At 36.9% G+C, this 14,930-nt stretch carries 13 protein-coding genes; all 13 read left to right on the top strand.

Going from position 1 to position 14,930, the window contains the following annotated elements; translation table 11 throughout:
• Positions 1–5: 5 nt before the first annotated feature.
• The 13 genes from F9279_RS20160 (at position 6) to F9279_RS20100 (ending at position 14,697) form a co-directional block, all read left to right on the top strand.
• A complete protein-coding gene (locus F9279_RS20160; RefSeq protein ID WP_152116032.1) occupies positions 6–323 on the top strand; it encodes a PTS fructose transporter subunit IIB in 318 nt (105 codons plus the stop codon).
• Between the two features lie 20 nt (positions 324–343).
• A complete protein-coding gene (locus F9279_RS20155) occupies positions 344–793 on the top strand; it encodes a PTS sugar transporter subunit IIA (protein WP_152116057.1) in 450 nt (149 codons plus the stop codon).
• A 55-nt stretch (positions 794–848) separates the two neighbouring features.
• Positions 849–1,940 (top strand): PTS fructose transporter subunit IIC, encoded by a 1,092-nt coding sequence (locus F9279_RS20150; protein WP_152116031.1) that lies wholly within the window; start codon positions 849–851, stop codon positions 1,938–1,940.
• A 402-nt stretch (positions 1,941–2,342) separates the two neighbouring features.
• Complete coding sequence (gene alsE / locus F9279_RS20145; protein WP_152116030.1) at positions 2,343–3,035, top strand: D-allulose 6-phosphate 3-epimerase; 693 nt, start codon at positions 2,343–2,345, stop codon at positions 3,033–3,035.
• A 112-nt stretch (positions 3,036–3,147) separates the two neighbouring features.
• Positions 3,148–5,160: a transketolase gene (gene tkt / locus F9279_RS20140; protein WP_226793751.1), complete on the top strand. Its 2,013-nt coding sequence runs from the start codon at positions 3,148–3,150 to the stop codon at positions 5,158–5,160.
• Positions 5,161–5,209: 49 nt separating this feature from the next.
• Positions 5,210–5,878 (top strand): fructose-6-phosphate aldolase, encoded by a 669-nt coding sequence (fsa, locus tag F9279_RS20135; RefSeq protein ID WP_152116028.1) that lies wholly within the window; start codon positions 5,210–5,212, stop codon positions 5,876–5,878.
• 298 nt (positions 5,879–6,176) lie between these two features.
• Entirely contained in the window at positions 6,177–6,482 is a 306-nt protein-coding gene (locus tag F9279_RS20130; protein ID WP_152116027.1) for a hypothetical protein, read from the top strand.
• A 241-nt stretch (positions 6,483–6,723) separates the two neighbouring features.
• On the top strand, positions 6,724–8,397 hold the full coding sequence (locus tag F9279_RS20125; RefSeq protein ID WP_152116056.1) for a ribonuclease J: 1,674 nt from the start codon (positions 6,724–6,726) through the stop codon (positions 8,395–8,397).
• A 211-nt stretch (positions 8,398–8,608) separates the two neighbouring features.
• Complete coding sequence (locus F9279_RS20120; RefSeq protein WP_152116026.1) at positions 8,609–9,358, top strand: sulfite exporter TauE/SafE family protein; 750 nt, start codon at positions 8,609–8,611, stop codon at positions 9,356–9,358.
• A gap of 103 nt (positions 9,359–9,461) precedes the next feature.
• A complete protein-coding gene (gene dcuS, locus F9279_RS20115) occupies positions 9,462–11,063 on the top strand; it encodes a DcuS/MalK family sensor histidine kinase (RefSeq protein ID WP_152116025.1) in 1,602 nt (533 codons plus the stop codon).
• Positions 11,063–11,770, top strand: coding sequence for a response regulator (locus F9279_RS20110; RefSeq protein WP_152116055.1), 708 nt, complete (start codon positions 11,063–11,065; stop codon positions 11,768–11,770). Before dcuS ends, F9279_RS20110 begins: the two co-directional genes overlap by 1 nt.
• A 171-nt stretch (positions 11,771–11,941) precedes the next feature.
• Positions 11,942–12,910, top strand: a complete 969-nt coding sequence (locus tag F9279_RS20105; protein WP_152116024.1) for a 2-keto-3-deoxygluconate permease — start codon at positions 11,942–11,944, stop codon at positions 12,908–12,910.
• Positions 12,911–12,993: 83 nt separating this feature from the next.
• Positions 12,994–14,697, top strand: coding sequence for an NAD-dependent malic enzyme (locus tag F9279_RS20100; RefSeq protein WP_152116023.1), 1,704 nt, complete (start codon positions 12,994–12,996; stop codon positions 14,695–14,697).
• The last annotated feature ends 233 nt before the right edge of the window (positions 14,698–14,930 follow it).

The raw sequence follows: 14,930 nt of genomic DNA, 5'->3' as shown, positions 1-14,930 counted from the left end.
TAATCATGAAAATCGTAGGAGTTGCAGCTTGTACAGTAGGGATTGCACATACTTATATTGCACAGGAAAAATTAGAGAATGCTGGAAAGAAAGCAGGTCATGAAATTCATATTGAAACACAAGGAACAATTGGAACAGAAAATGAATTAAGCCAACAACAGATTGCTGAAGCAGACATCGTTATTTTAGCTACAGATGTGAAAATTGCAGGAAGAGAACGTTTCGATGGAAAGAGAATTATCCAAGTGACAACAGAAATTGCAGTTAAATCACCAAATAAATTAATTGAAAAAGCAGCAGAGGTTGTAAGTCAACAGAAATAATGGAAAGAGGAGAGGTAATGATGGAAGTAAAAAATATTGTAGATCTAAACACAATCAAAACAAATATGAGTGTTAAGAGTAAGGAAGAAGCTATTCAAGAGTTAGCTCAGGTTTTGCTTGAAAACGAATACATTAAAGATATTGAAGAGTTTACAAAAGATATCTATGCTAGAGAAGCAATAGGACAAACTGGAATCGGAAATTATATTGCCATTCCTCATGGTAAAAGTGATTCTGTAGAAAAAATAGGAGTAGCTATCGGAATTACTCAAGAAGAAATTGCTTGGGAAACACTTGATGGGAAGGGCGTAAAAGGAATCATTCTCTTTGCTGTTGGAAATGATGATGGAGCACAAAGTCATCTGAAGCTATTATCATTATTTGCTAGAAAATTAGGAAATGATGAAGTAATTGAGAAGATGCTTCAATCTAAAAACGCTGAAGATGTGAAGGAAGCTCTATGTAGCTAATCAATAGTAGTAGATTGATAGAATTTGAGGTCTTTAAATAAAAGGAGAGTTCATTATGAGTGGATTAAAAAAATTAAATCTCAAAGGCCATTTATTAACAGCGATATCATATTTGATTCCAATTGTCTGTGGAGCAGGTTTCCTAATCGCAATTGGTATGGCATTTGGAGGTACTAGTCAAGGTACATTAGTACAAGGAGAGTTTTCCATCTGGGATGCTTTAGCAACAATGGGTGGAGCAGGTTTAGGTTTACTACCAGTAGTTATCGCAACAGGAATATCTTACTCCATTGCAGGCAAACCAGGTATTGCTCCAGGTTTTGTTATCGGTTTAACAGCTAATGCTATTGGCGCTGGATTTATTGGTGGGATTTTAGGAGGATTTTTATCAGGTTATCTTGCTATTGCAAGTATTAAATATTTTAAAGTTCCAAAATGGGCTAAAGGATTAATGCCAACTTTAATTGTTCCATTCTTCACTTCTATTATTGGTGGAATAATCATGGTTTATGTTATCGGTATCCCAGTTGCTGCTTTTACATCCCTATTAACAGATGCATTAAATGGTTTAGGAACTTCTTCTCTATTAGTATTCGGTGGAATTGTTGGTTTACTGAGTGGAGTCGACTTTGGTGGTCCAATTAACAAAACGGTATTTGCTTTCGTATTAACCATGCAAGCAGAAGGAATTAATGGACCTATTACAGCTTTACAATTAGTAAATACAGCAACTCCAATTGGGTTTGGATTAGCTTACTTTATTGCAAAAATCTTCAAGAAAAATATTTATACACAATCAGAAGTAGAAACATTAAAATCAGCCGTTCCAATGGGAGTGGTTAATATCGTAGAAGGTGTTATCCCGATAGTAATGAATGATATCGTTCGCACAGTAACAGCAGTAGCTATCGGTGGTGCAGCAGGTGGAGCCGTAACAATGGTATTAGGAGCAGATGCAACCGTCCCATTCGGTGGAGTGTTCATGCTACCAACTATGTCAAACCCATGGGCTGGAGTCGCAGCTATCGTGGTAAACGTTGTCGTAACTGGCTTAGCCCTAGCGTTAATTAAGAAAAACGTAAAAGAAGATGAGATAAAAGAAGTAGAAGAAGAAGATATTGATATGGACGATATTCAAATTATTTAAGTAAATATCTTTTTAAAAAGTAGTAAATGTAAACGTATTAATACTTTAGCGTTATTGGTTGGGGAGCAAAAGTATAGTTTAATGAAATTTATTACTAGTATTATGTTGCAGAAATTGAATATTTTGCTGGTTGATTGGAGCGAAAGGGGTGAGATTCCTACGGGATTAGGGAGACAGATGAGACCCTGCAGGCCAAAGGCAGATCGCAGCTCATCGCTCGCCCCCGTGGAAAGCAAACCCCTGTAGAGCAAATCAACCACCTTAATTATAAGAGAAACTGTCATTTTACACATGTTGATTATCATTTTAAAACCAACTTTTCGCATAAGTTTAGACAGATTATAAGTCAACCCCTACAACTATCTCTAAAGTAAATATTAGTCTTACGGAGGTAAAAAAATCATGAAAAAAGTAGAATTCTCACCATCACTAATGACAATGGACTTAGATAAGTTTAAAGAACAAATCACTTTCCTAAACAACCATGTAGGCTCATACCATATCGATATTATGGACGGACATTATGTTCCCAATATTACATTATCACCATGGTTTATCCAAGAAGTACGAAAAATAAGCGACTTACCTATGTCAGCACATCTTATGGTAACAAATCCAAGTTTCTGGGTTCAACAATTAGTAGATTTAAAGTGCGAATGGATCTGCATGCATGCAGAAGTACTAGACGGTTTAGCTTTCCGTTTAATTGATCAAATTCAAGATGCTGGATTAAAAGCAGGAGTTGTATTAAATCCAGAAACACCTATTGAAACTATTTTCCCATACATAGAATTAGTAGATAAAATCACCATCATGACAGTAGATCCGGGATTTGCTGGACAACGTTTTATCGAAAGTACATTAGATAAGATTGTAGCATTAAGAGAATTACGAGAAGAAAAAGGATATAAATATGTTATTGAAATGGATGGCTCATCTAGTCGAAAAACATTCCAAAGAATTGATGCAGCTGGTCCAGATATTTATATCATAGGACGTAGCGGTCTATTTGGATTAAATGAGGATATCGAAAAATCATGGGAAATCATGACTAAAGATTATGAGGACATGACTGGGAAAGTAGTAATGTCTTAAGACAAAGAATAGGGGATGGGGCAACACCCACCTCTTTCTTTCATGTCCAAAAAGAAACCTATGTTGATGAAATGATATGTGAATGAAATCACAAAAAAAGGAGTGTAGTAGATTGACAACATTACAAACAAAACAAACTATTGATCAATTAGCTATTAATACAATAAGAATGTTATCCATTGATTCCATTGAAAAAGCAAACTCAGGCCACCCAGGAATTACAATGGGAGCTGCTCCAATGGCTTATACATTGTGGGCAAAGGAAATGAATATAAATCCGACAAACCCAGACTGGATAAACCGTGATCGATTTATCTTATCTGCTGGTCATGGATCAGCCCTACTATATAGTATGCTTCATGTATTTGGATATGGCTTAACAATTGATGATCTAAAAAATTTCCGTCAATGGGGAAGTAAAACACCTGGACATCCTGAATTTGGACATACTGCAGGTGTAGATGCTACAACTGGCCCACTTGGTCAAGGTATAGCAATGGCTGTTGGTATGGCAATGGCGGAACGTCATCTTGCTGAAACGTATAACAAAGAATCATACAATGTGATTGACCATTATACATACAGCCTATGTGGTGATGGTGATTTAATGGAAGGTGTCTCTGCTGAAGCAGCTTCACTAGCAGGTCACTTAAAATTAGGTCGTTTAGTTGTATTATACGATTCTAATGATATTTCACTAGATGGTGATCTAAATCTATCTTTCTCTGAAAGTGTAGAGAATCGCTTCCAAGCATATGGCTGGCAAGTACTACGTGTAGAAGATGGTAATGATCTAGAAGCTATACAAAAGGCGATTCAAGAAGCAAAGGCAGAATCAGAACGCCCTACATTAATTGAAGTGAAAACAACTATTGGCTTTGGTTCTCCTAATAAATCAGGCTCTTCAGCAAGTCATGGTTCACCTCTTGGAGAAGCAGAAGTGAAATTAACAAGAGCGGCTTATCAATGGGAAGCAGAAGAACCATTCTTTGTACCAGAAGAAGTAGAAAAGCATTTTGCAAGTATCGTAGAAAAAGGAGAAGCTACAGAACAAGCTTGGAATGAACTATTTGGTCAATACAAAGTAGAATATCCCGAACTTGCTGCTCAATTTGAGTGTGCTGTAAAAGGGGATCTTCCTGTAAATTGGCAAGAAGCACTACCTTTGTTTGAATCAGACTCAAAAATGGCAACAAGAGAATCTTCAGGAAAAGTACTAAATGCAGCAGCGAGTGTAATCCCTCAAATGATTGGAGGATCTGCTGACCTTGCAGGGTCTAATAAGACATTGATTGCATCAGAAAAGAACTTTGCGATTGATGGTTATGCAGCACGCAATATTTGGTTTGGTGTTCGTGAATTTGCGATGGGTGCAGCATTAAATGGAATGGCTCTTCATGGGGGTGTGAAAGTATTTGGAGCAACCTTCTTTGTTTTCTCTGATTACTTACGTCCTGCCATTCGTTTAGCAGCATTAATGAAAGTACCGGTTATTTATGTGTTTACACACGACAGTATTGCGGTTGGGGAAGATGGACCAACTCATCAGCCAATAGAGCACTTAGCAGCATTACGAGCAATGCCTGGTGTATCAGTCATTAGACCAGCAGAAGCAAAGGAAACAGCTGCAGCATGGCGTCTAGCACTCGAAAGTCAAGATCATCCTACTGCGTTAGTATTAACACGTCAAGATCTTCCAACACTTGATGTGGAACAAGAACAAGTATATGAAAGTGTGAAGAAGGGTGCTTATGTCGTGTCACAAGCTAAAGCTGAGGTATCAGGTCTTTTACTTGCAACTGGTTCAGAAGTAGCGCTTGCTCTCGAAGCACAACAAATTCTAGAAACAGAAGGTATATATGTGTCTGTAGTTAGTATGCCAAGCTGGGATCTTTTCGAAAAACAATCAGTTGAATACAAGGAAAGTGTGATTCCTAGTCATATAACAGCACGTGTTGGAATTGAATTAGGCTCTACATTTGGTTGGAGAGAATATGTAGGAAATACTGGAAAAACAATTACGCTTGATCATTTTGGAGCATCTTCTCCAGCTGATATATTACTTAAAGAATATGGATTTACAGTGGAAAATGTTGTAGCGACATTTAAAAGCATCACTAAGTAAAGTGGAATTTTCCTTATAGAAAACAAGATACCAATAATAGGAGGGTAATATGAAATTTTTCATTGATACTGCAAATATAGAAGATATTAAAAAAGCATATAAGGTTGGTATTTTAGCTGGTGTTACAACAAATCCTTCTTTAGTAGCTAAAGAAGGGGTGAAATTTGAAGATCGGATTGAAGATATCTGTCAAGCAGTTCCACGGGTAGAATCTGTATCAGCAGAAGTAACTCCAGATGCACTTACAGCAGAAGACATGATTGCTCAAGCGGAAGAATTAATTAAGATTAATGGTGGAGATGAAAAAATTACCATTAAACTTCCTATGACATTAGCAGGTTTAGAAGCTTGCCGCTATCTTGCAGATAAAGGTGTTAAAACAAATGTAACCCTTATGTTTACTGTCAACCAAGCGCTTTTAGCTGCACGAGCTGGGGCTACATATGTTTCCCCATTTTTAGGAAGATTGGATGACATTTCTGAGGATGGTGTACAATTAGTAGCCAAGATTGCTGAACTATTCCGAATTCATAACTTAGACTCACAAATTATTGCAGCATCTGTTCGACATCCCGATCATGTAACTCGTGTGGCTTTGGCTGGTGCCCACATTGCAACAGTTCCTTATAGTGTTATTGAGCAGCTTTCTAAACATCCACTAACCGATCAAGGCTTGGAAAAATTCACAGCAGATTGGGGAAAAGTTACTAATAAATAAGAACGCTATTTGATATGAATGGTATATTGATACGCATCTCATTTGGTATTCACTTCATAAAGAGAAAAAGTAGATTCTAAAATTAAATAGTCCCCTATAAAAGTAGATTGGAAAAAAGTCTATCTAGGGCACTGTTTTTATATGAAAAAAATACAGCTAAACATACAGGTTTTAATCAAAGCTTCTTATAAGTTCAGAGAACTTATAAGAAGCTTTTTTATATTTTGTTAAGAAACTATAATAATAGATATAGATAATGAATATGCAGTTAACGGTTGACGAATAGGAGAAGATAATAGTGTCAAAGATAAAAAAATTAACCTGGTCAGAGGCAAAAAAACGATGTCATTTGAACGAAATGGATGTACAAATGGCTAAGGAATTGGGGATGACACCCAAGAGTTTAGTTAAAAATATTCCTGCATCTAATCAGACGTGGAAAGTTCCTGTGAAAATATGGATTCGTGATCTATATGAGGAGAAGTTTGATAGAGTCCTTACAGTTAAGCCTATTCATTGTAATGAAGCAAAAAGAAAAATTGGTACACAAGAAAAAGAGACTGTTTCTGATTATTGGATTGGAGAGGAGGATTTACCCTTTTGAAGATACACGGGATGTTCTTTTAAAAATGAAGGATGTGGTATATTCGATTATTAAAAAGATTGGTAAATAAATACACATGAAAGAAGGCTATCATATGTTCTTTAAACATTTGAAAGTCTTTTTTCATTAGCTCTATGTTTGGATATCCAAAAGATAAAAATGTGGTTTATTTTCTTCTCCTCTGTATCAAAGTTTTACTAAAAAGGAATAATATGCATAGTTAGTTTATAGGAGGATTATGATGAAAACCACTGAACATTCCTTGTCTTTCTTTTCCTTAGGTGGAATAAATGAAATTGGAAAAAACATGTATGTGATTCAATATGAGGATGAGATTTTTGTTATTGATTGTGGCGGGAAATTTCCTGATGAAAGCTTACTAGGTATTGATTTGATTATTCCTGATTTTACTTATTTGGAAGAGAATCAGCATAAAATTAAGGCCTTAATTGTTACACATGGCCATGAAGACCATATAGGTGGTATTCCCTATTTCCTAAGGAAATTAAATATCCCCATTTATGCTACACGTTTTACTCTAGGTTTAATCGAACTAAAAATCAACGAACATAGGCTGAGAGGAGATTCAAACCTAATAACCATAGATTCCAATTCAAAACTGGAATTTGATAAGGTTCAAATATCCTTTTTTAAAGTAAGCCATAGCATCCCTGACTGTCTTGGAATTGTTTGTCATACTCCAGAAGGAAATATTGTCCATACCGGTGATTTCAAATTTGATTTAACACCGGCAAATAACCAATATGCCGATATACATAAGATGGCGGAGATTGGTAAGGATGGTGTCTTAGCTTTAATTTCAGAGAGTACCAATGCAGAGCGTAAAGGGCTGACTCCATCTGAAAAAATGGTAGGTTCTCACATGGACGAAGCCTTTATAAAAGCTAGAGGGAAAATTTTCGTATCGACATTCGCATCAAATGTTAACAGAGTTCAACAAGTTGTGGAGTCCGCTATGAAAACGAACCGGAAATTAGCATTGCTTGGCCGTAGCATGGTGAACATTGTTGATGTTGCCATTGAACGTGGATATCTTCATGTTCCAGAAGGTATGTTAATTGATGCCAGCGAAGTGGATAAACTCCCAGTAGAACAGGTTGCTATTCTTTGCACTGGTAGTCAAGGAGAACCAATGGCAGCATTATCACGACTAGCAAGTGGAAACTACCGAGATGTTGCCATTTATCCTGGAGATACAGTTATATTAGCCGCTTCCCCAATTCCAGGCAACGAAAAAGGTGTTTCTAAAATTATAGACAATCTATTTCAATTAGGAGCTAAAGTGATTTATGGTTCTGGGAGCACAACTGGTATGCATGTTTCTGGACATGGCTATCAGGAAGACTTGAAACTTATGCTAACCTTAATGAAGCCAACCTATTTCATCCCAATACATGGTGAATATCGTATGCTCCACCAACACCGATTATTAGCAGAGTCAGTAGGGGTGGAAATAGAAAATACATTTATTATTAAGAATGGGGAAGTTATTGATTTTGAAAATGGAGCTGCCTATCAAACTCGAACGGTTCAAGCAGGTGATACGTATGTAGATGGAATGGGTGTTGGAGATGTTGGAGATATTGTGTTGCGTGATCGGAAGCAGCTATCTGAGGATGGAATGCTTGTTATTGTCATTACACTTAGTAAGGGGGACAGGAAGATTATTTCTGGACCAGATACCATCACCCGAGGATTTGTCTACGCACGTGACGCAGATGAACTTCTAAAGGAAGTAAACCGTTTGGTGAAAAAGACTATTAGCAACTTGCAATCAGAGAATATCAGGCAATGGAATGTAATGAAGCAAAGTATTAAGAAATCAGTTGGGCAGTATCTTTTTACCCAGACCAAGAGAAAGCCAATGATTCTTCCTATTATTATCGAAATTTAGAAAGGAAGCCCTTTAAAAGCTATTCAGTCAATGAAAATCTGTGTATAAATGTATGTAATACCACTTCCTGTGGGGAAGTGGCTTTTTCTATGTTGTTTCACTTTTAATCACTTTTTTTAATTACAAAAAACAACCTGCTAATGTTTCAAGTACTATAATTAACTTGGATAAAATAGCACTATGAAAGTAAAGCGCTTTGGGGGGACATCTCATGATTATCACACTTACTATGCTTCTATTGGGGATATTACTAGGGTTTATTGGGGCGGGTGGATCCGGCTTTATTATTGCTCTTTTAACAGTTGTTTTTGGAGTACCAATTCATACTGCATTAGGTACTTCTCTTGGTGCCATGGTTTTTACAAGCTTATCTGGAGCTTACAGTCATTATCGACAAGGAAATATAGAGGTGAAGGAAGGAATAATGGTAGGAGTCTTTGGTGCCATTATGTCCTTTGTTGGTTCTAAGATTGCAGTCTGGATTCCAGTTCAATCACTCCACTTTTTCACATCGGGAATGCTTTTTCTATCTGCTATTATGCTATTGATTCGGCTTTTCTTAGTAAGAAGGTTAAAAGAAAAAGCTAAATCAGAATTTAATTCCACGAATAGCTTTTTATTTAAGGCAGCTTTTGTTGGTATAATCACAGGTGTTTTATCAGGTACGTTTGGTATCGGGTCAGCACCCTTTATTCAGCTTGGGTTAATGGTTGTGCTGGGACTTTCTGTACAAAAATCAGTTGGTACTACCATGCTGGTTATTCTTCCGATAGCAATGGCTGGGGGGATAGGATATTACTTCGAAGGCTATTTTGATGTTGTGCTTCTGGTGCAGATACTAGTTGGAACAATGATTGGTTCCTATATCGGGGCTAAATTTACTAACAAGGTTCCATTGCCAATACTAAAAAGTGCTATGGTGCTCACTCCTATCATTGCAGGTGCCATTTTACTTATTTAATATATAGAGACTGCGTAAACCTCTCCATTACGAGCTAGGCGATCTTTTGCTTTCTTTTCATAACCTTTATAAATACTATAATAATAAAATCTCGGAGGATACCATGAAAAAAGGCAAATTCAGTCTACAAGCCATCATTATTATATTCGTTTGCATTGTCGTTGCAGCATCTCTTGGCATAACGGACTTACTAATAAGTAAGCGAATTACCTCCTCTGTAGAAGAAACACAGAGAGAGAAGGCATTGAATGTTGCAAGATCAATGGCTCTTATTCCAGAGGTAATAGAAGTTCTTGAAGGACAAGCTGACAATAGAGAGGAAATACAAACTCTTGCCAATCAAATAAAAGAGAAAACGCATGTGAATTTTGTAGTTGTACTGGATATGGATGGTATCCGACTTTCTCATCCAGAGCCTAATAAAGTGGGAAAGCACTTTAGTGGTGGGGATGAAGGTCCTGTTTTTAAAGGAAAGGAGTATGTTTCCATATCAAAAGGAACTCTAGGGAAATCCATGCGAGCATTTACTCCTATCTTGGATACAGAGGGTAAACAAATTGGTGCGGTAGCTGTAGGAATTTCTTTGGATACCGTCACAAAAGCTGTCCATGAGGGTCGGATGGGAATCATGATGGGGACGTTAATTGGAGTACTAATAGGAGTGATTGGTGCTGTTATTTTAGCTAAATACTTCAAAAAAATTCTTCTAGGACTGGAGCCATCTGCCATTGCGAAACTGTTGGAAGAGCGTAGTTCCATGCTTCAATCTGTGCGGGAGGGAATCATTGCTATTGACCAGGAAGGGAAAATCACGCTTGTTAACAAGGCTGCCACTAAGCTTTTTGTAAAAGCTGGATTCGATGATCAAGCTATTGGGAAAAGTATTGAGGATTATTTGCCAGAGACTCGGTTAACAAGGATTATAAAATCAGGGGAGATGGATTTGGACGAAGAACAAAATATGCATGGTGTGACTATTTTAGTAAATCGTGTACCTGTAGTGGTAGACAATCAGGTAGTAGGAGCTATTGCAACATTCCGTGATAAAACAGAGGTACAGCAAATGGCTGAACAGCTGACAGGCGTGCGAAATTATGCAGATGCTCTTCGTGCCCAATCACATGAATTTATGAATAAACTGCATGTTATTTTAGGTTTAGTTCGTACAGAGCAATATGAGACACTTGCTAATTATATAAGTGAAACAGTTAATCATAGAGAGACAGAAGTAAGCTTTGTTACGAAGAAAATTCAAGATCCTGTACTTGCAGGATTTCTGATTGGGAAGCTAAGCTTTGCTAGAGAATCTGGAGTGGTACTGTCCTTTGATTGTGAAAATAAAATTCCCAAGCCAAAAGATCCAGAAATTACACATGAATTAATTACTATTATTGGAAATCTCTTTGATAATGCCATTGAAGCAATGGCAGATAGTCATAGTAAGAAGATCCATCTAACATTAGATTATGCAGAGGATATACTAACAATAGAAGTGAAAGATACAGGTATGGGTATGACTAATTCTCTTCAAAATAAGGTTTTAGATAAGGGATTCTCTACGAAAGGGAATAATCGAGGTTTTGGATTGTATTTACTGACACAGGCAACTGAAAGGCTGGAGGGTGATCTACTTATCTCATCAAAGCCTGGAAAAGGAACTACTTTTGCCGTATACATACCTTATAAAGCAGAGGGTGAAGAATGATGATAAATGTAATGATAGTAGAAGATGACCCGATGGTTGCAGAAATTAATAAACGGTATCTTGATCAAATCAATGGGTTTCATCTGGCGGCAACGGCTACTTCTGTAGATGAAGCGATTATATTACTAGAAAAGGAGGAGATACAGCTTATTCTTTTAGATGTTTTTATGCCTGGAAAGATCGGGCTTGAACTACTAGCTTATCTTCGGAAGAAGGAACTAGAAACAGATGTTATTATCATTTCAGCAGCTTCGGACCTTGAACGTATTAAAAGAGCATTAAGGTATGGGGTGGTTGACTATTTAATTAAGCCTTTTGAATTTGAACGATTTCATACGGCACTAACTACCTATTTTGAGCAAGCTAGAATTATTGATAAGCAGTCTTCTGTTAGTCAACAAGAGTTAGACTCCTTTCTTTTGCATAGAGAGGAATCGGTTCTTGTAGAAGAATTGCCAAAGGGATTAACGAAGGATACTTTAAAGCAAGTATGGGATGCGATTCAGAAATTAAAGAGGGATCCTTTTTCAACAGATGACCTTGCAAATGTGATAGGAATCTCTAGAGTTTCTGCTAGAAAGTATCTTAATTTCTTAAAGGATATTGGAATTCTGGAAGTGAAGGTTATCTATGGAACAATTGGAAGGCCAGTCTATCAGCATGAATATAACCCTTTGAAGGAACATCTAATAAAAAACTTTCTGTAAGTAGTATTTATACTGCTTACTTTTTTTATTTACAAAAATAATTATTAAACTTTCATAAACTGTGAAAACGTTTTACTCGGGAGTATGATGAACATGTAACAAAGAGGGTGCTTGCAACACAACGAAATGGATGCGTTGTAAGAGGATAAAACGTTTTTAGGAGGATGAACAATGCATATTCCAATTAAGAAGACGCTTGATAAAATACCAGGCGGCATGATGGTTGTTCCATTATTTTTAGGGGTATTAACGAACACATTTTTCCCACAATTTTTAGAGATTGGCCATTTTACAACGGCATTATTCAGTAAAGAAGCTTCATCTACTATTTTGGCATTATTTATGTTTTTAATTGGTTCTCAGATTAATTTTAAATTAGCACCAAAGGCTGTGAAAAAAGGTGCAATATTACTAACAGGGAAATTTATTGTAGGTGCTGCTATAGGTATCACGGTAGCGTTGATTTTCGGTCCTGCGGGAGTACTAGGGTTATCACCACTAGCGATTCTTGCTGCGTTATTAAATGCAAATGGAGGATTATATGCTTCCCTTGCTTCATCATATGGAGATGAAACAGATGTAGGAGCATATGCATTATTTTCTTTAAAAGATGGTCCATTTTTCACATTGGTGGCATTAGGTGCATCTGGTCTTGCAGCAATCCCTTTTCATGCACTTGTTGGGGTATTAATTCCAATCTTAATCGGGATGATTTTAGGAAATATTGATCCAGATATGAGAAAATTCCTTGGAAGCAGTAAATTATTATTAATTCCATTCTTCTCGTTTCCATTAGGTGCAGGAATGAATCTCAATACGATTGTAGACGCGGGAGGTCCTGGTCTTTTACTTGGCTTAATTGCTTCTTTCACAGGAATTGGAGCTTACTTATTATTAAAACTATTCAAAGAAAACCCAATTGTAGGTTTAGCAACAGGATCTACAGCTGGTAATGCTGTAGCTACTCCAGCTGTTGTTGCAGCTGCAGATCCAACTCTAGCAGCGATAGCACCAGCAGCTACAGCACAGGTTGCAGCAGCTTGCGTAGTTTCTGCCATAGTTTGTCCGCTCATTGTCAGCTATGTTGTGAAAAGGTCTGAAAAGAAAAAGGCAAAAAATTCTATTGCAAGAGCAGCGTGATAAAAAGTAAAGTATATATATTAACATGATCGAATCTATAAGTTTTAGTATTCTAATTAAAAAGGAAAGAAGGAACTACCACTATGAGTCTATCTGAGAATGTAATCATTACTACATTAAAAGGAAATGAGATTCTCACTAATCCCTTTATAAATAAAGGAGTAGCATTTACGAAAGAAGAAAGGGAAGATCTAGGATTAGATGGACTGTTACCTCCTCAAGTACTTACTCTTGATGAGCAGGTAGACAGGGTTTATGAGCAATATTCTATGCAGACTACTAATCTCTTTAAAAACAGTTTGTTGTATGATTTGTATAATCGAAATGTTGTTCTTTTCTATCGTCTATTAAAAGAGCATCTAGCAGAAATGCTTCCAATCATCTATACACCAACTGTTGGTGATGCTATCCAGTCCTATTCTCATAGTTATCGTCGTCCAGGTGGCTTATATCTTTCTATTGATAATTCAGAAGGTGTGGAGAAAGCATTTCGTAATCTTGGAAAAGCTAGAAATGATATTGACTTAATTGTTGTTACGGACTCAGAAAGTATTCTTGGTATTGGGGATCAAGGGGTAGGCGGTATTAACATTGCGATTGGTAAATTAGCAGTTTATACTGCAGCAGCTGGGATTGATCCAAGTCGTGTTCTGGCAGTTGTATTGGATGTTGGTACAAACAATCAATCATTAATTGATGATCCCATCTATATTGGAAATAAATTTGCTCGTGTTCGTGGTGAGCGTTATGATCGTTTCGTAGATTTATTTATCCATACTGCAAGAAAGTATTTCCCAGAAGTACTTCTTCATTGGGAAGATCTTGGTAATGTAAATGCACGTAATATTCTAGATAAATATGGTGATAGTATTCTAACCTTTAATGATGATATTCAAGGAACAGGTGCTGTTACACTTGCTGCTGTTATGTCTGCAATGAAAGTAACCGGAACATCACTAAAGGATCAACGTATTGTTGTCTTTGGACCAGGAGCTGCTGGTATCGGGAATGCAGATCAAATGGTTGATACAATGGTTCTAGAAGGGTTAAGCAGAGAAGAAGCATATGAACGTTTCTGGACTATAGATTATCGTGGATTATTAACAGACGAAACTCCAGATGTTCTAAAATTCCAAACGCCTTATGTAAGAAATTCAGAGGAAGTAAAGAATTGGGACACAGATGAGAACGGTCTAATCACATTACTAGAAGTAGTTCGCAAGGTGAAACCAACTATCCTGATTGGTACTTCTGGTCAGGCTGGTGCTTTTACAGAAGAAATTATCAAGGAAATGGCTAAGCATGTGGAACGCCCAGTCATTATGCCAATGTCTAATCCTACTATGCTTGCGGAAGCTGTACCAGAAAATCTAATAAAATGGACAGATGGCAAGGCCCTAATTGCAACAGGAAGTCCGTTTGCCAATGTAGAATACAAGGGAGTTTCCTATGAGATTGGTCAGTCTAATAATGCATTTGTATTCCCAGGTCTAGGTCTTGGAGCAATTGTTGCAAAATCTCAGATTATCTCAAAAGGAATGTTTGCAGCAGCTGCTAATGCAGTTGCAGAGATGTGTGACAGTAACCAAATTGGTTCATCCTTACTTCCTTCTATTGAAAAATTACATGATGTCTCCATTCATGTTGCGGTTGAAGTAGCAAAAGCAGCTCTTGCAGAAGGCATAGCAAGAGCGAATATAACAGATATTCCAAAAGCAGTGGTAGATGCGGTATGGCAGCCTGAATATAAAGAAATAAAGAGTGTTGGAATTTGGGCAACTGTTTAAGCTTTAATAAGTAGTATAAAATCTATACTCCTAGTAAGTAGTTTTGACTATTACTAGGAAGTATAGGTTTTTTTATGAAAATAGATTACAGTATTTCTTAAAATTATAGACTCAACTTTCGCAGAGTGAAATCGGCAAATAAGACTTGATATAGCTTGGAAGGCCAGAGATCCACTGCTCAAGTTGACTTAGTATCAACTTTTTGATTTTCTTATTCGTCTGTTTTAGTGCGT

The sequence above is a fragment of the Bacillus sp. B1-b2 genome, from assembly GCF_009183415.1.
In the GTDB taxonomy this organism is placed as follows: domain Bacteria; phylum Bacillota; class Bacilli; order Bacillales; family Cytobacillaceae; genus Niallia.
This window is presented reverse-complemented; position numbering and strand designations above follow the sequence as displayed.